Annotated in this window: 15 protein-coding genes; 6 read left to right on the top strand and 9 right to left on the bottom strand. The window is 54.2% G+C overall.

The window, feature by feature from the left end; all coding sequences use genetic code 11:
* Window positions 1–44 precede the first annotated feature (44 nt).
* Window positions 45–1628 carry a maltose/glucose-specific PTS transporter subunit IIBC gene (gene malX / locus A6U95_RS22885; protein ID WP_029711750.1) on the top strand — a complete coding sequence of 528 codons (1584 nt, stop codon included), beginning with the start codon at window positions 45–47 and terminating at the stop codon, window positions 1626–1628.
* 46 nt (window positions 1629–1674) lie between these two features.
* Window positions 1675–2856 carry a MalY/PatB family protein gene (locus tag A6U95_RS22880; RefSeq protein WP_065686147.1) on the top strand — a complete coding sequence of 394 codons (1182 nt, stop codon included), beginning with the start codon at window positions 1675–1677 and terminating at the stop codon, window positions 2854–2856.
* 44 nt (window positions 2857–2900) lie between these two features.
* Here A6U95_RS22880 and A6U95_RS22875 read toward each other — a convergent pair whose 3' ends face one another.
* Window positions 2901–3491, bottom strand: coding sequence for an NUDIX domain-containing protein (locus A6U95_RS22875; RefSeq protein WP_065686146.1), 591 nt, complete (start codon window positions 3489–3491; stop codon window positions 2901–2903).
* Window positions 3492–3590: 99 nt separating this feature from the next.
* Between A6U95_RS22875 and A6U95_RS22870 the strand changes: the two genes are divergently transcribed.
* From A6U95_RS22870 to A6U95_RS22860, 3 genes are all read left to right on the top strand, one after another.
* The gene (locus A6U95_RS22870) at window positions 3591–4346 is read left to right on the top strand and encodes a DeoR/GlpR family DNA-binding transcription regulator (RefSeq protein ID WP_065686145.1); all 756 of its coding nucleotides are present in this window, start codon (window positions 3591–3593) and stop codon (window positions 4344–4346) included.
* Between the two features lie 167 nt (window positions 4347–4513).
* A complete protein-coding gene (gene add, locus A6U95_RS22865; RefSeq protein WP_065686144.1) occupies window positions 4514–5512 on the top strand; it encodes an adenosine deaminase in 999 nt (332 codons plus the stop codon).
* A 230-nt stretch (window positions 5513–5742) separates the two neighbouring features.
* Window positions 5743–6645, top strand: a complete 903-nt coding sequence (locus A6U95_RS22860; RefSeq protein ID WP_065686143.1) for a LysR family transcriptional regulator — start codon at window positions 5743–5745, stop codon at window positions 6643–6645.
* Between the two features lie 14 nt (window positions 6646–6659).
* On the opposite strand, the gene A6U95_RS22855 is transcribed toward A6U95_RS22860, so the two are convergent.
* The 8 genes from A6U95_RS22855 to A6U95_RS22820 form a co-directional block, all read right to left on the bottom strand.
* Window positions 6660–7844: an MFS transporter gene (locus A6U95_RS22855; RefSeq protein WP_065686142.1), complete on the bottom strand. Its 1185-nt coding sequence runs from the start codon at window positions 7842–7844 to the stop codon at window positions 6660–6662.
* Between the two features lie 275 nt (window positions 7845–8119).
* Window positions 8120–8425 carry a hypothetical protein gene (locus A6U95_RS22850; RefSeq protein WP_029711754.1) on the bottom strand — a complete coding sequence of 102 codons (306 nt, stop codon included), beginning with the start codon at window positions 8423–8425 and terminating at the stop codon, window positions 8120–8122.
* A gap of 16 nt (window positions 8426–8441) precedes the next feature.
* Window positions 8442–9437 carry a bile acid:sodium symporter family protein gene (locus tag A6U95_RS22845; RefSeq protein WP_065686141.1) on the bottom strand — a complete coding sequence of 332 codons (996 nt, stop codon included), beginning with the start codon at window positions 9435–9437 and terminating at the stop codon, window positions 8442–8444.
* 75 nt (window positions 9438–9512) lie between these two features.
* A complete protein-coding gene (locus A6U95_RS22840) occupies window positions 9513–10553 on the bottom strand; it encodes an oxidoreductase (RefSeq protein ID WP_065686140.1) in 1041 nt (346 codons plus the stop codon).
* Between the two features lie 270 nt (window positions 10554–10823).
* Complete coding sequence (araC, locus tag A6U95_RS22835) at window positions 10824–11741, bottom strand: arabinose operon transcriptional regulator AraC (protein WP_065686139.1); 918 nt, start codon at window positions 11739–11741, stop codon at window positions 10824–10826.
* Window positions 11742–12089: 348 nt separating this feature from the next.
* Window positions 12090–13073, bottom strand: a complete 984-nt coding sequence (gene araH / locus A6U95_RS22830; RefSeq protein WP_024486688.1) for an L-arabinose ABC transporter permease AraH — start codon at window positions 13071–13073, stop codon at window positions 12090–12092.
* Window positions 13074–13090: 17 nt separating this feature from the next.
* On the bottom strand, window positions 13091–14614 hold the full coding sequence (araG, locus tag A6U95_RS22825) for an L-arabinose ABC transporter ATP-binding protein AraG (RefSeq protein WP_065686138.1): 1524 nt from the start codon (window positions 14612–14614) through the stop codon (window positions 13091–13093).
* 60 nt (window positions 14615–14674) lie between these two features.
* Window positions 14675–15658, bottom strand: coding sequence for an arabinose ABC transporter substrate-binding protein (locus A6U95_RS22820; protein ID WP_024486690.1), 984 nt, complete (start codon window positions 15656–15658; stop codon window positions 14675–14677).
* A 359-nt stretch (window positions 15659–16017) separates the two neighbouring features.
* Here A6U95_RS22820 and A6U95_RS22815 point away from each other — a divergent pair, with 359 nt between their 5' ends.
* Window positions 16018–17697, top strand: a complete 1680-nt coding sequence (locus A6U95_RS22815) for a ribulokinase (RefSeq protein ID WP_065686137.1) — start codon at window positions 16018–16020, stop codon at window positions 17695–17697.
* Window positions 17698–17708: the final 11 nt, after the last annotated feature.

Raw genomic sequence — 17708 nt, 5'->3', positions numbered from 1 at the left:
GGTACACACAACATTGCATGCTTTTTCGCCAGGAGTCGTCGGTTATGCCAGCGTCTAAAAAACAAAAAATTACGCTTTGGGAGTTTTTCCAAAGTCTGGGCAAGACATTTATGCTGCCCGTCGCACTGCTTTCATTCTGCGGCATCATGCTGGGGATCGGTAGCTCACTAAGCAGCCGTGACGTGATCACGTTGCTGCCTTTCATTGGTCATCCGGCTTTCCAGCTGCTGTTCACCTGGATGAGCAAGATCGGCTCCTTTGCTTTCAGCTTCCTACCGGTGATGTTCGCCATTGCCATTCCTTTGGGCATGGCGCGTGAGAACAAAGGCGTAGCCGCCTTCTCTGGGTTTGTCGGCTTTGCCGTGCTGAACCTGGCGACCAACTTCTACCTGACCACGTCAGGCGTGCTGCCTACCGTCGATCCGCTGGTGCTGAAAGCCAATAACATCCAGAACATCCTGGGCATTCAGTCTATCGATACCGGTATCCTCGGCGCGGTGATCGTCGGGATCATCGTTTATCTGCTGCACGAGCGTTTCAACACCATCCGCCTGCCGGATGCGCTGGCCTTCTTCGGCGGTACTCGTTTTGTCCCAATCGTCACCACCGTGGTACTGGGCCTGTGCGGTCTGATTATCCCGCTGATCTGGCCTTGGTTCGCTGCCGGTATTAACGGGTTGGGTCGTATGATTAACGGTGCAGGCATGTTTGGACCGATGATTTTCGGCTCCGGCGAACGTCTGCTGCTGCCATTCGGGCTGCACCACATTCTGGTCGCTCTGATCCGCTTTACCGAAGCGGGCGGTACGCTGGACGTTTGTGGCCGTGAAGTCAGCGGTGCATTGACCATCTTCCAGGCGCAGCTCTCTTGCCCAACCACTCACGGCTTTGCCGAAAGCGCTACCCGCTTCCTGTCCCAGGGTAAAATGCCTGCCTTCCTAGGCGGCCTGCCGGGTGCGGCGTTAGCCATGTACCACTGTGCCAAGCCGGAGAACCGCCACAAGATCAAAGGGCTGCTGATTTCCGGTGTAGTGGCATGTGTCGTCGGCGGTACCACCGAGCCGATCGAATTCCTGTTCCTGTTTGTGGCTCCGTTCCTGTACCTGATCCACGCGATCCTGACCGGTCTGGGCTTCACCGTGATGGCCTTGCTGGGCGTCACTATCGGTAACACCGACGGCAACATTATCGACTTCGTGGTGTTTGGCATCCTGCACGGCACCGCCACCAAGTGGTATCTGGTGCCGTTGGTGGCCGCCATCTGGTTCGTTGCCTACTATGCGATCTTCCGCTTCGCCATCCAGCGCTGGAACATTAAAACGCCGGGCCGTGAGACGGAAACCACCGCTACACAGAGCGCCCCTGTCGGTGCCGTGGGTAAATCCGGCTATAACGTGCCTGCTATCCTGGCGGCGTTGGGCGGTAAAGAGAATATCGTTTCGCTGGATAACTGCATTACCCGCCTGCGTATGTCGGTCAACGACATGAGCAAGGTGGATGATGCGGTGCTGAAAGCCAACCGGGCTATCGGCGTGGTGCACCTTAATGACCATAACCTGCAAGTGGTTATTGGCCCACAGGTGCAATCGGTGAAAGATGAGTTAGAATCACTGATGGCCAACGCATAACCTTCCCTCCGGGCGCAGCCTGCTGCGCCCTTGTTCGGAGTTTCACATGTTTGATTTTTCTACCCCGGTAGATCGTCACGGTACCTGGTGCACCCAGTGGGACTACATCGCCGACCGGTTTGGCACCGCAGATCTGCTGCCTTTCACCATCTCCGATATGGATTTCGCCACCGCCCCCTGCATTCTTGAAGCCCTGCAAAAGCGCCTGCAACACGGCGTGTTGGGCTACAGCCGCTGGCAGCATGAAGACTTTCTTGGCGCGGTGCGGCATTGGTATCAACAACGCTTCAATGCCCCCATCGATACGACCAAGGCGGTCTATGGCCCTTCGGTAATTTACATGGTGGCGCAACTGGTGCGTATCTGGTCGGCTCCGGGGGAATATGTGGTCACCCATACGCCAGCCTATGATGCGTTCTATAAGGTGATCCTGGGTAATCAGCGCCAGGTGTTACCTTGCCCGCTGCACAAAGTGGATAATGATTGGCAATGCGACATGGCGCATTTGGAAGCCCTGCTGGCCCGGCCGCAAACCAAGATCCTGCTGTTGTGCAGCCCGCAAAACCCCACCGGCAAGGTGTGGACACAGCAAGAGCTGGAGCAGATGGCAGAGCTGTGCGAACGCCATGACGTGAAGGTGATCAGCGATGAGATCCATATGGATATGGTTTGGGGGGAACATCGTCATACACCATGGAGCCAGGTGGCTACAACCCCGTGGGCATTGCTGACTTCCGGCTCTAAAACCTTCAACATTCCGGCACTCACCGGTGCCTATGGCATTATCAGCGATGATAACGCGCGGGATAGCTATGTTCAGGCACTAAAAAGCCGCGATGGATTATCCTCACCTGCGGTGCTGGCGGTGGCAGCCCATATTGCCGCCTATCGCCACGGCGAGCCTTGGCTAGACGCCCTGCGCGACTATCTGCAAGATAACCTGACCTACGTGGCAGAAAGGCTCAACCAGGCATTGCCACAGCTAAACTGGCAGCCACCACAGGCCACCTATCTGGCGTGGATCGATATACGCCCGTTGGGCATTGACGACCGCGAATTGCAGCAGATGCTGATCGAACGTGAGAAAGTCGCCATCATGCCCGGCTTTACCTATGGCGAAGAGGGCCGTGGTTTCCTGCGCTTGAACGTCGGCTGCCCACGCAGCAAGGTTGAAGCTGGGATGGATAAGCTGATCGCCGCGTTACAATTTGTCCTGGACGCAAAATAGGTTATATCGCCAGGGGCGGAGTGCCCCTGGTTTATGGTCTGACTTCACTTCTCCAAGGTACCGTTCAACGCCGCGTATTGCAGCAGCATGATGGTTTTAGCGTCGACAATCACACCCTGATTAATCGAATTTAACGCCTCTGAAAGCGACATCTCCAATACCTCCAGATCCTCACCCTCTTCTTCGATACCCCCTCCGGCAGCCACTTTGCTCCGTGCATCGTATTCTCCGATAAAGAAGTGCAGTTTTTCGGTTACCGAACCCGGACTCATATAGGCGGCAAACACCTTCTGCACGTTTTGCACGAAATAGCCGGTTTCCTCTTCTGCCTCGGCCCGAATGCGATCTTCGGGGGAAGCATTATCCAGCAGGCCTGCGGCAGCCTCTATCAGCATGCCATCGTGACCATTAACGAACACCGGAAAGCGGAACTGGCGCGTCAGCACCACTGTCTGATGCTGGCGATTGAACAACAAAATGGTGGCTCCATCACCGCGGTCGTAAGTTTCACGGCTCTGCCGCTGCCATTGCCCATTACGCCGCAAAAAGTCAAAGGTGGTTTTTTTCAGCACGTACCAATCGTCGGACAACACTTTGCTTTCAATAATACGCACTCTGTCTTGGGTGGAAACCATCTGCTCAACCTCGTTATGGCCGGAAAGAGCGTTGATATTATCGTGCAGCTTCGTGTATTATCAAGATAATTCATGCATAAAAAGAGATGGGGATCCCACATGCTGACCAGCCAACGTAAAAAGATCATTCTTGAAAAACTGGCCCAGGATGGGCAGGTTGTCGCCAAACAGCTGAGTGAGTTTTTTGGGCTTTCCGAAGATACCTTACGGCGAGATCTGCGCGAATTAGACAGCGAGGGGTTGCTACAGCGGGTGCATGGGGGCGCCCTGCCGGTTTCATCCGCCATTGCCACCTTTGCCGAAAGGAATACGCTGGAATCTGCCGCCAAAACCGCCATCGCCAAAGCAGCAGCCGCCATGATTATGCCTGGGCAAGTGGTGATACTGGACGGCGGTACCACCTCTGCTGAACTGGTAAAGCAGCTACCGCGTAATTTGCAGGCCACCATTGTGACCCACAGCCCAAGCGTCGCAGTGGGTTTGGTCGAACACCCCAATATTGAGGTGATCATGATCGGCGGACGGCTCTATAAACACTCTATCGTCTGCGTAGGCGCCGCGGCGGTAGAGGCCATGTCACATATTCGTGCCGATATCTATTTTATGGGGGTCACTGGGGTACATCCCGTTGCAGGGCTGAGCACCGGCGATCTTGAAGAAGCCTATATCAAGCGGGCGTTAGCCGCCCGAGCGGCTGAAACCGTGGTGCTAGCCTCTGCCGCCAAGTTAAATGCCGCCTCACAGTATGCCATTGGTGAACTCACCTTGGCGCAGACGATCGTGGTGGAAGGTGATACCGCTGATGCCTTAATCGAGCCGCTGCAGCAGGCTGGCGTGACCGTAATCAAAGCCTGAGGCTAAACACACATAGCCCAAGGTGACTTAGCTTTACCCTAAACTGCGATCGGCATCGCAGTTTAATGTGACTTGAGTCACTTTTTCATGCAACGATATGGCTATTTTCATTCGTTTGTTTTTATACTGATCTGCACTTTACCTATACAAAAATAATGAGTGCCGCCATGATTGACTCCCGCTTGCCCCTTACCGATATTCACCGTCATCTGGACGGTAACATCCGCGCGCAAACCATTCTTGAGCTGGGGCGCCAGTTCAATCTAGCCCTGCCAGCCAACGAGCTGGCTGCCCTGCTTCCCCATGTGCAAATCACCCATACCGAACCCGATCTGATGAGCTTTTTGCAAAAGCTGGACTGGGGGGTGGCGGTACTGGGCGATCTGGACGCCTGCCGTCGCGTGGCCTATGAAAACGTGGAAGATGCGGCAAACGCGGGGTTGCACTACGCCGAGCTGCGTTTCTCCCCTTACTACATGGCGATGAAGCACCAGCTACCGGTGGCTGGCGTGGTGGAAGCGGTGATTGACGGCATTCGCTCTGGTTGCCGCGACCGCGATATTGACGTGCGCCTGATTGGTATCATGAGCCGCACCTTCGGCGAAGCCGCCTGCCTGCAAGAGCTAGACGCTTTGCTGGCCCACCGCGACGGCATTACCGCGTTGGATCTGGCCGGTGATGAGCTGGGCTTCCCTGGCAGCCTGTTCCTCAACCATTTCAACCGTGCTCGTGACGCAGGCCTGCGCATTACCGTTCATGCCGGTGAAGCCGCTGGCCCAGAAAGCATCTGGCAGGCGATCCGTGAGTTGGGTGCAGAGCGCATCGGCCATGGGGTTAAAGCAGTGGAAGATCCGGCACTGATGGATTACCTGGCGCAGCATGCCATCGGGGTGGAATCGTGCCTGACCTCGAATATACAAACCAGCACCGTATCTTCGCTGGCACAGCACCCGCTGGCCACCTTCCTACGCCACGGCGTGCTGGCCTCAATCAATACCGACGATCCAGCCGTGCAAGGCATCGAGATTGAGCATGAATACCGCGTGGCAGCTCCACAAGCCGGATTAACCCCACAGGAAATCCGCACCGCGCAGGAAAACGGCCTGAAGATGGCGTTCCTCAGCGAGCAGGAAAAACAGGCGCTACGCGCTAAAGTGCTTGGCTAATCCCCTGTTGCAGACTCAGCGGCCTTGCCCGTTGAGTCTGCTCTCAAGACGTTGCCCTGGCGGTTCTGGATATTCTCATCTCAAAACGCAAAACTCAGTAATCATGAGTGTTCGCTCTATAAGTATCAGACTATAGCCCCAGAATAAAATGTGTTATGGTTTATCTTTGAACTCATCATTTGTCCTCAACAGCATAAACGTCAGAAACGAAAGTTATAAATGGTGTGCATATGGACTTGTACAGATATACGGAAAACTTATCTCTATTTATTGATATTGCCAGAAATGGTTCATTTTCTTCTGTTGCACGCAGGCACGGGGTGAACCCATCCTCGATCATGCGCAAAATAAACAGGCTTGAAGATGTGATGAGGATAAAATTATTTATCCGTTCGCCCCGTGGTCTAATGCTTACCGATGCTGGAGAGGCCTTATATCTTCGATCAATAAAAATCCTTGATGCTCTCTGTGATATGTATAGTGAAATCGGCTCAATGAATACAGGGCTTAAAGGAACTTTACGTGTTAGTTGTTTGCCCACCTTCGCCAAACTTCATATATTCCCATGGCTATCTGAGTTCAAGAAAAACTTCCCTGATATTGATCTTGCGTTGGATTTGACTGAACGGTTGACTAATCCATCGATCGAACGGCTTGATGCCGTCATCAGAATTGGTCCCCTAAAGGACAGCGTACTGTATGCCACTCATATTGCGGACCAGTATTGGATAGCATGTGCAAGCCCGTTTTATCTGCAGAACCATGGTCATCCAAGCGGACTTGATGAACTTGAAGGGCATCATCTACTAGATAAATTTCAGGATCCCTATTCGATATGTTGGCGGAGGGTGATCTATCAGGATCCCGAGAGGAAGCACCATATCTATTTACGCTGCAATGATTTTGACGCACTGCGCATTTCGGCTGTCCATGGATTAGGTATTGCATTCCTTCCTAACTGGGTAGTCGGTAATGATATTAACGCAGGGCGACTCGTGAAAGTCTTTGATGATCCTCAACGGCAGACTCAGGAAATCCACCTATTACGTGCCGAGCCAAAAGTCTCCCCTAGGCTGACGGTGTTTCTTCAGACGCTACGTAAACACCTTGCCAACGAATTGGGGAAACCTTAGACATAATCCTCATATTACCACGAAGGGGGAGATGGCCGCCGGAACAAAGACAGCATCCCTGTGAAGTTGAAGAACATGACGATCAGGGAAGTGATAACGCCAAGCAACGCAATGCCAAACCATCCAAATCGCAGGCTTAGTTCTGCACCTATGTATGTGCCAAAGGCTCCGCCTAGAAAATAGCAAAACATAAAGACAGTATTGAGCCGACTGCGAGCGGTTTCCGACAGTGCCAAAGCACGTAATTGATTGCCAACTAAGCCTGCCCGTCCCCCTACATCTAGAAAAATGACGCTGATGATGAGGGCGGTCAAATAGTGTCCTGACATTGCCAAGAGTAAAAAACCGACTATAGTGCAGAGGCTGCCTAAAAAAACAATCGCCTGTGGTGTATACCTGTCCGCTAAATTACCGATAATCGGTGTCATCAGGATCCCTGCAATTCCTGCGAAACCGAAAGCACCAACAATATCACTGCCGAAATGATAAGGAGGACGAGACAGAAGCAAAGCCAGAGCCCCCCATAATGCACTGAAAGATCCAAACATTAAGGCTCCAGACAGACAGGCTTTGCGTAACTCACTCTCTTGCCGGAAATAGGTTAAAAGCGATACGATTAGCTGCCGGTAAGGCATCGGATTTTTTGATGGGCTGTTATGAGGCAGTAGACGATAGATTATCACTATCATTATCACATTGATGGCTGCTGCCACGATATACATGGCACGCCATCCCCAGTGCTCACCAATCACGCCGGAAAGGATGCGAGCAAATAGGACTCCGGCCATCAGTCCACTCATCACTATTCCTACAGCCCGCCCCCGTTGTTCCGGGGGGGCCAACAAAGTCGCCATTGGAATAATTATTTGTGCACCCACTGCGGTCATACCAATAGCGATACTGCTCATCAGCAGTTGTGCAATATCTTGAGCCATAGCGGCGAACAGTGAAGCAACAGCATTAATCCCCAGCAAAAAGCTCAGCAACTTTCGCCGCACAACGCGATCGCCCAAGGGGACAAAAAAGACCAATCCTGCAGCATAGGATAACTGAACAACCATCGCAATTGAGCCTACGGTCTTGGTATTAGCGCTGAATTCCCTGGAAAACAACTCCAGTAACGGTTGGTTATAATAAATATTTGCCACAGACAGCGCACACAAACAGGCTAACGAAAAGTAAACCCTTGTATCTATCATAGTAAATTCACCATTATCATTAACTGCTTCAGTAGAATTAAAATGAGTCTAAAATAGTAAACATCCTGCCTTCATTTTATTTACTGGAGACAATAGTGGAATACCATTAAATCAGATAATGGCTTTGCAGATACCGCAAAGCTCATGCTGAGAAAATAAGAGATTTATCCAAAGCCTGAAATACGTTTGCCCGTTGGAGACGACACCGATCCCGATATCCACCAGTGCTAAATCCCCGACTGGACAATTCCATTTAGCCCACAACCCACGGCAGGTCAGGGCTGATATGGCAGCACCACCCGGTGACTCTCTTCAATCAGGGTCACAATCTCGGTACGTGGCCCCTCCAACCAGGCTTGGCTGCGGTAAAAGGCCTGCAATACCTGTTCCATTTCCACCATGCCATCAAACCGCCGCAGCAGGTAATAGGCATCGGGATCGTGAAGTGAAACACCGTACTCAAGCACGGTGATCCCTGCGGCCTGATGCAGCGGCACGCTATCATGCTGCATGATGTGGTGAAAACGCTCGCCACTGCCCGCTTGTAAACGATATTGCAAAATTTCGACTACCTTGGTCATGCTGCATCCCTGTTTTTTATTTAGTTACGGCAACTTCGCGCTGCTGGGCTGTTTTACGCGCATAGCGCTGTGCCAGCACCGCACATACCATCAACTGTACCTGATGGAAAATCATCAAGGGTAATACCATTGCCCCAACGGCAGCGGCTGGAAATAGCACGTTGGCCATCGGAATGCCGTTGGCCAGGCTCTTTTTCGAACCGCAAAATACAATAGTGATCTCATCGGCTGTATCAAAGCCCAGCCAACGTGCGGCATAGGTGTTGATAATCAGTACCACCGCCAACAGCACCAGCGACATCACCAGGATCGTCAGCAGCGACCAGCCATCAATGGTGTGCCAAATCCCCTCAACCACCGCAGCGCTGAACGCGGTATAGACCACCAGCAAGATCGAGGAACGATCGGTGAGGTTAATCAGTTTGCGATGGCGATCGATCCATTTGCCAATCAGCGGACGTGCCAGATGGCCAATAACAAACGGCACCATCAGTTGCAGAATAATCGAGCCGATGGCATGCAATACGTCAGTATTGCCTCCTTGTGTATGCATCAATGCCCCCACCAGCAGCGGAGACAGGAATACCCCAAGAATGCTGGATGCCGAAGCGCTGCAGATCGCCGCCGCCACGTTCCCGCCAGCTGCGGAGGTGAAAGCGATTGCCGATTGAACCGTGGCAGGCAAAGCACAAAGATAGAGGAAACCCAGATAAACGGTGGGCGTCATTATGCCCGGTACCAGCAGGTTCATCGACAACCCTAGCAGCGGGAAGAGCGCAAAGGTACTGAGAAACACCACCAGGTGCAGTTTCCAGTGGCTCATGCCGGCAACGATCGCCTCACGGGAGAGTTTCGCCCCATGCATGAAGAACAACAGGGCTATCGCGGCGGTGGTTAAATGTTCGAAGAAGGTCTGCCAAATCCCTTCACAGGGTAGCAATGAGGCCAACAGCACCACCATCAGCAGTACCAGTAAAAACTTGTCGATACGTAGACGTTGTAACCAGGACATCCTGCACAATTCCTTGCTATTTAATGCGTAAAAAAGGGTTCAGAGGCGCTCTGAACCCTACTGTTATTATTGCTATTAGCTGACCGGTAGCGCTTTTTGCTGTTTGGCCGACTCAATGCCCAGCTCGATCATTTCCATGACCTGTATCGCCTCGCTTGCCGGAACCGGGTTGGTACCTGCACCGGAAATCGCGTCGCGAATGGCGGCGTAATAGGCTGGGTAATTGCCCGGAATGGTCAACAGCGGCTGTTCCGCCAGCATGCCGTCACGTGACAACGTCACTACCCCGTCGCGCATATCGTAACCCCAGTCGGCCTGCGGCAAACGTTCACCGGCTTTCAGGCGATCTTCCTGCGGATCCAGACCATACTTGATAAAGCTGCCCTGTGTACCGTGCACAATGTAACGTGCAGTTTCTGCCGCGGCCAGCACCGTGCCATGCAGCACCACACGCCGATGGCCGTAATTGAGCACCGCATGGAAATAATCTACCGATTGTGAACCCGGGCGTAGCTCGCCGAGATCGACAAACAGCGTTTGTGGCTTGCCAAACAGCTGCAACGCCTGGTCGATCAGATGCGGCCCCAGATCGTACCAAATGCCACTGCCAGCCCCACCTTGCTCACGCCACCGCTGGCGGACTTCTGGGCGGAAACGATCGAAATGGGATTCAAAATAGACCACTTCCCCTAAAGCGCCGTCTTTCAGCAAGGCTTTTAAGGTCAGGAAATCGCTGTCCCAGCGGCGGTTGTGGAATACCGAAAGCAGTTGTCCACTCTGCTCTGCCTGCTGTTGTAACTGCTGCGCCTGTGACAGTGTCACGGTAAACGGTTTGTCCACCACCACATGCTTGCCTGCCGCCATCGCCTGTTGTGCCAATGGGAAGTGGGTATCGTTCGGTGTTGGAATGACAATCAGGTCAATCGAGGGGTCGTTGAACAGCGCCTGCGGGTCGCTGACCACCGTCATCATCGGCCAGTCGGCGTGGACTTTACCGGCGTCGCTGCTGGAAACAGCTGCCAACTCCATGCCAGGGGTTCCTGCGATCAGCGGAGCATGAAAGGTCTTGCTGGCGTAACCATAGCCCACCAGACCAACGCGGATTGTTTCAGACATCTTGTTTCCTCATACAGGGCGATATATGCATCAATTCCAGGCAGTTGAAATGCTACGTCCTTGTAAATTGCGGCGAGAAACCCGCTCCTGAGTGTTGCCGCTAGAAAAAGATGAAGTAGCAATTGATTCGATTTGACACCATGCTGGGGGATGGAACAAGAGCTAAATGCAGATTGATAACAAACTGGCAGTATGGCTAAGCGGGCATGGCATGCGATAAATCGGGCGCAGCATGCGGCGCCCCCAACAACGTTCGTATCCTCAGGATGATTAACGGGTTGCGGCAATCAGTGGCCGATCCCGCGAATGGTTCACCGGGTAGTTGATCTCCAGGCTACGGCGGCGAAAATCGCTGGGGCTGACGCCAACCCGCTTGCGAAACACCCGGGAAAAATAGAGTTGATCGTCATAGCCAACCACCCGGCCAATAGTGGCAATCGATTCCTGGGTAGTTTGCAGCAGTAGTTTGGCGCGGATCACCCGCTGATCTTCACGCCAGCGCAGGATATTTATACCAACCTGGTCACGGAATAGATGCGCCAGCCGCGAAGGCGAAAGACAAACGTGGCGGGCCACTTCATCGATACGCAACTCCCCTGCCAGATTGCCGGTAATAAACTGGCAGGCCTCAATCACCCGTGGGTCCATAATCTTCTGCGGGCTGAGGGGATCTTCCTCCATCGCACGCAGCAACAGTCGTTCCAGCAGGTTCATGCCAATCTCTTCGGCAAAACGGCGGCCGGAGCGTTGGGTCTGCTCAATGTTGGCAAACAGCCGGTCAAACTCCGTCAGCAACTGGTTGTTGGGCAAAGTCAGACGCCCCACCTGATGCGCCTTGCTGTGCCATTCCAGCCAGTCTGCCCAATAGGCACGCGGACGGAAATAGACCCAGCGGTGATACCAGCAGTCACTATCCGGTGATCGGCCATAGTTATGTGCCGCCTTCGGCGGAAACAACAATAGATCGCCAGGATTACAGTAAAGCGTCTCCTCACCGTCAAACACCTTGCCCTGGCCTTTAATGGTCAGATTGAGGATGTAACCCTTCATGCCGCCAGGGCGATCGATAAAGAAATCCAGCGGCCCGTCCGCCATAATCGGCGTCAGCCCGGCAACCAGGTAGGCGTTAAAGGTGTAACCCGGCAACAACGGGTTCGGTTGGGGTTCCTGAACCATGCGATGATACATCTGGCCTCCAAATGTGTCGTTTCTTTGTCCCAAAACTTGGCAAGATGAGTGGTCAGTTCCCCTCACCCTAACCCTCTCCCACAGGGAGAGGGGACTGTCCGTGCAACAAATTAACTCTCATGGCTAACCTTTGTTCCCGCGCCAAAAGGATTAAGCTCAGGGACGTACTACATATTGCGCAGGTGCCAGTCCACAACACCGGACCAGCTCCCTCTCCCTGTGAGAGAGGGAGCTGGTGTGAGGGGAAATAGAGATTGCTCAATAAACGACAAAACACTATCCACCTATAGCAAGTTTACCCATTCGGCAAAATGCTGCTCATAGCAATAGCAAAATTGTGATGGGTCTTCACGCCCTGCTCTTCGCTTGTTGCTTGTAGCGGTCGAAAATCACTGCAGCCAGCAGGATCACGCCGCGCACCACATACTGAGAGAACGGCGAGATATTCAGCAGGTTCATGGCGTTCTCCACCGTACCCAGGATCAGGATCCCAGCGATAACGTAGGAAATTTTGCCTATGCCCCCTTTGAGCGAAACGCCCCCCAGCACGCAGGCAGAGATTACGATCAGCTCATAGCCGATTGAAGTCATCGGCTGGCCGCTGGTCATACGCGAAGCCAGAATGATGCCCGCAGCAGCGGATACCAGCCCGGAAAGCACAAAGATGATGATCTTGGTGCGCACTACCGGGACCCCGGCCAGCCGAGCGGCCTCCTCGTTGCCACCAATAGCCAGTGTATTGCGGCCAAAGGTGGTTTTATTGAGCAGGAAACCAAACAGGATCAGGCAGCCTATGGTGATCCAAATCGGGGCAGGCAGTCCCCACCAGTTGGCATAGCCGAGCGCAAAGAAACGCTCATCTTCGATCCCCACCGCTTTCCCATCGGAAATAATATAGGCCAGGCCGCGGAAGATCTGCATGGTAGCCAAAGTGGTGATCAGCGCGTTAATCTTCAGCCGGGCGATCACAAAACCATTGATCAGCCCAGAAAGTACGCCCAACAGCAAACCGGCAGCCACGCCGATCCACAGGCTCTCGGTCATGTTGATGACCACCGCCGCGGTGACACCCGCACAGGCGATAACCGATGCCACCGACAGGTCAAAATCGCCCGAGGCCAGACAGAACAGCATGCCGCACGCCACCATCCCGGACATGGAGATCGCCAGCCCCAGACCCTTCATATTGATAAAGCTGCCAAAATTCGGCACAAACACGACGCAGGCAACAAACAGCACGGCGAATACCACCAGCATGCCATAGCTGTCCCAGATACGCGCCAACCCAAGGCCGCCGCGGTTTTTCACAGAATTGGTTGTCATGCTCGACATCTCTTGCTCCTTCACAATCAGGCCATCGCCGCTGCAATATCGGGGGTACGTAACATCGCCAGGCTGAGGGCTTTTTCCTCAGTGGCATCGCTATGGGTCAACTCGCCAGAGATCGCCCCTTCACGCATCACGATGATGCGATCCGCCAGCCCCAGCACTTCGGGCAAATCGCTGGAGGCGAACAGCACCGCAATGCCCTGCTGCGCCAGCTGATAAATCACGTGGTAGATTTCGTGTTTTGCGCCAACGTCAATGCCGCGTGTCGGCTCATCCAGCAGGATCACCTTCATCTCTTCCGACAGCCAGCGGCCCAGGATCGCCTTCTGTTGGTTGCCACCGGAGAGATTCATGATCAGTTGTTCTGCCGTTGGGGTTTTGATATTCAGCGCGCGGATATGGTGATCGGCATTGCTGGTTTCCCAGGCGTTATCGATCAGGCAGCCCGCCTTGATGCTTTTGCGGCGCGCGCTGATGTTGATGTTGTCACGTACCGAGTGCACCGGAATGATGCCGTCGGCCTTACGATCTTCCGGGCACAACATCACGCCCGCGCGAATAGCGTCGATAGGTGAACGGACATCGAGCCGCTTGCCATCGAGCATCAATTGGCCCGCAGTGACCCGCGTAGCGCCAAAAATCCCTTTCATCAGTTCGCTACGCCCTGCGCCCACCAGACCAAACAGGCCAACAATTTCTCCAGCGCGTACGTTGAGGCTGATAGGCGTTTTCACCCCAACGGCCTGCAACTCGGTAAGCTGCAACCGCACTTCTCCCAGCTCGCGTGGCTGATAGCCATAAACATCGCCAAGATCGCGGCCCACCATCGCCTGCACCAGCACTTCATTGTTTACCTGCTGCATATCGTCGAAGGTACGTACATAGCGGCCATCCTTAAACACGGTGATGGCATCACTCAGCGCAAAGATTTCCTCCATCCGGTGTGAGACATACAGGATCACTCGCCCTTCGGCCCGCAACTCGCGGATCACCCGGAACAGTTGCTCAATTTCACGTGCCGACAGCGAACTGGTCGGCTCATCAAACGCAATCACTTTGGCGTTACGCGCCAGAGCCTTGGCAATCTCCACCATCTGCCACTGGCCAATCGACAGGTACTTCAACGGAGTATCCGGATCGATGTCCAACCCGAGGTGTTCCAACTGTAAGCGGGACTCATAACGCAGCAGTTTGCGATCCACCAGGCCATGTTTGGTCGGCAACTGCCCCAGGTAGATGTTCTCTGCCACGGTCATTTCCGGTACCAGATGCAGTTCTTGGTAGATAATCGCCACCCCGGCGTTCAACGCGTCGGTGGTATTGGCAAACTGCACCGCTTGCCCCTGGAGGTGGATCTCCCCTTTGCTTGGGGCATAATTGCCGCTGAGGATTTTCAGCAGCGTCGATTTCCCGGCGCCGTTTTCCCCCATCAGCGCGTGGATCTGCCCGGCCTGACAGCTGAAACTGATATCATCCAGCGCTTTGACGCCAGGGAAGCTTTTACCGATGCCTTTGAAAGCCAGATAGGGCGTGACGGCAGTCATAGTGCTTTCCTCAATGCTGTGCGATAAATGGCCGCCCACTTGATGTAGGCGGCACACCCCTTACATCAAACCTTTTTTCTGCAGTTCGACCTGGAAGTTGTCGCGGGTGATCAGCACCACGTCGGTCACTTCGGTAAATTTCTCTGGTTCTACGCCTTTCTCTACCCAGTCATGCAGCATCTGAATGCTCTTGTAGCCATGAATATCCGGGCTTGGCAGCAGTGAGCCGTAGAAGCCTGTAGCCTGTTTCTTGGAGAGCTCGCTTACCGCATCAACGCCGTTGATACCAATGCCGATCACGTTAGGCGCTTTAAAGCCCTGGCCCTCAGTGGCACGCACGCCGCCCAGCACGGTGTTGTCGTTCATCCCGACGATCAGCCAGTTTTTCACTTCAGGATGCTGCACCAACATCGAGTTGGCGGCATCGAACGCCCCTGGGATATCGTTGGATTTGGTCGGTACCTTGTAGATCTGCTGTTCTGGGAAACCCGCGGTTTTCAATGCGTCCATAGAGCCACCGGTACGGCGGCGTGCAGTGTCCAGTTCATCGGAGGTGATCGCCATTACGCCGGTCTCTGCCACTTTCCAGCCACGCTTGTTCATCTCTTTCCACAGCTCTGCACCTTGGCGTTCACCTATTTTGGTGGCCGCCATCATCACTAGCGGCACGCTCTCCATCGGCTTGCCTTTGGCGTTAACAAACTGGTCGTCAACCGCGATCACTTTCAGGTCATAGCTGCGCGCCTTGGCGACAATCGCCGAGCCTAGCTTCGGGTCTGGGGTGCAGATGACAAACCCCTTGGCCCCGCTGGCCGCCAGGCTGTCGATGGCATTGAGGGTTTTCTCGCCGTCCGGCACGGCAATCTTGATCACTTCAAACCCCAGGTCCTTACCCGCCTTGTCGGCAAATTTCCATTCGGTCTGGAACCAGGGCTCTTCCGGCTGTTTAACCAAAAAACCCAGTTTCATGGTCTCTGCGACAGCTGAATGTGACATAACCGCCGTCAGACCAATCACTGCCAACGCCTTAGTGAATTTATGCATGGTACTCTCCGCTGTTTTGCTTTCATCGGCAGAAAAACCCGGTCACCGTGAAAACGTTATCATTATGAGATCCTGTCACGGCAATGGCCTTATATCTCGCTTCTTGCCGTCGACTCAGGTAAGACGCAAACAGTTTTAGCCGGTATTTGTTAGTTAAATGTAGAGCGCTATCACATCCCGAGATAACAGCAGATATGTGCATACATTTAGCAAATTTAACCAAGTGATAACTTTTGACCCCCATCACAAAATCACTGTAGCAAGCAGAAAAGTGCATACTTCCAGCCAATGCTTCCTCACCTGCCTCCCCGTCCCGCTCCTATCGTTAACCTCAACCTAACAAGTAAGGAGTCCGCATCATGACGGCAGGTGCTATTGCCCTGGGATTAGACTTCGGCAGCGATTCAGTGCGGGTACTGGCTGTCGACTGTCAAAACGGCAACGAACTGGATACCGAGGTGGTCTACTACCCTCGCTGGCAGCGTGGTGACTTCTGTAACGCCGCGCAGAACCAGTTCCGCCACCATCCACTCGACTATATCGAAGCCATGGAGCAGGCCGTCGTCGCCGTGGTGCAGCGCATGAGCCAGGAACAGCGGCAGGCCGTGGTCGGGATTGGGGTAGATTCCACCGGATCCACTCCTGCCCCGATTGATGAACATGGCGACGTATTGGCGTTGCGGCCGGAGTTTGCCAGCAATCCCAACGCGATGTTTGTGCTGTGGAAAGACCACACCGCCATCGAGGAGGCGGAGGAGATTAACCAACTGTGCCGCCGCGGCGATTTCCCCGATTATTCACGCTATATCGGCGGCGTTTACTCCTCTGAGTGGTTCTGGGCCAAGATCTTGCACGTTTCACGCCAGGATGAAGAGGTACGCCACGCCGCCGCCTCTTGGGTAGAGCTTTGCGACTGGGTACCGGCGCTGCTTTCTGGCACGACCGCACCGGATCGGTTAAAGCGCGGCCGTTGCAGCGTTGGGCATAAAACGCTGTGGCATCCGGACTGGGACGGTTTGCCACCTAAAGCCTTCTTTGCGGCGCTGGATCCGATGCTGGTGGAAGATCTGCCCTATCCACTGTTCAACGATTCCTACACTGCCGATTTGCCGGTAGGGACGCTGAGCAAAGAGTGGGCCACGCGGCTTGGGCTGTCAGAAAGCGTGGTGCTTTCTGGTGGTGCCTTTGACTGTCACATGGGGGCCGTGGGGGCCGGTGCGCAGCCTTATACGCTGGTGAAGGTGATTGGCACGTCAACCTGTGACATTCTGATCGCCGATCGTGAGCGCGTGGGCGATCGTGCCATCAGCGGCATCTGCGGCCAGGTGGACGGCAGCGTAGTGCCGCAAACCATCGGCATGGAGGCCGGGCAATCCGCTTTTGGCGATATGTACGCCTGGTTCAGCCGCCTGTTGAGCTGGCCACTGCGTGAAGCCGCCAAGACGCAACCGCAACTCCAGACACAGCTGCAACAAATCGAGCATAACATGCTGGCCGCCCTGACCGCCGCCTGGGCCAAAAACCCGTCGCTAGACCATCTGCCCGTCGTATTGGACTGGTTCAATGGCCGCCGCACCCCCTACGCCAACCAGCGTCTTAAAGGGGTGATCACCGATCTCAACCTTGGTACCGATGCGCCCACGCTGTTTGGTGGCTTTATTGCCGCAACCGCTTTTGGTGCCCGCGCCATCATGGAGTGCTTCGAACAGCAAGACATTCCCGTCGATAACGTGCTGGCTTTAGGAGGCATTGCCCGCAAGTCACCGGTGATTATGCAGGTTTGTGCCGATGTGATGGATCGCCCGCTACAGATTGTCGCCTCCGACCAATGCTGCGCGCTGGGTGCGGCCATCTTCGCCGCCGTGGCCGCCGGGCACTTCAGTGACGTTCCGCAAGCTCAGCAGCATATGGCTTGCAGCATTGAACGCACTTTGCAGCCCGATCCTGCAAACGTCGTTCGCTACCAACAACTTTATGAACGCTATCAACAATGGTGCCAAGCCGCAGAGCCGCGCTTTGCCGCAACCACCAAAAATTAATACGCCGGGGC

It is taken from the genome of Serratia sp. 14-2641 (assembly GCF_001692375.1).
Taxonomy (GTDB): Bacteria; Pseudomonadota; Gammaproteobacteria; order Enterobacterales; family Enterobacteriaceae; genus Chania; species Chania fonticola_C.
The sequence above is the reverse complement of the archived record's forward strand: the minus strand, read 5'-3'. Positions and strand labels throughout refer to the sequence as shown.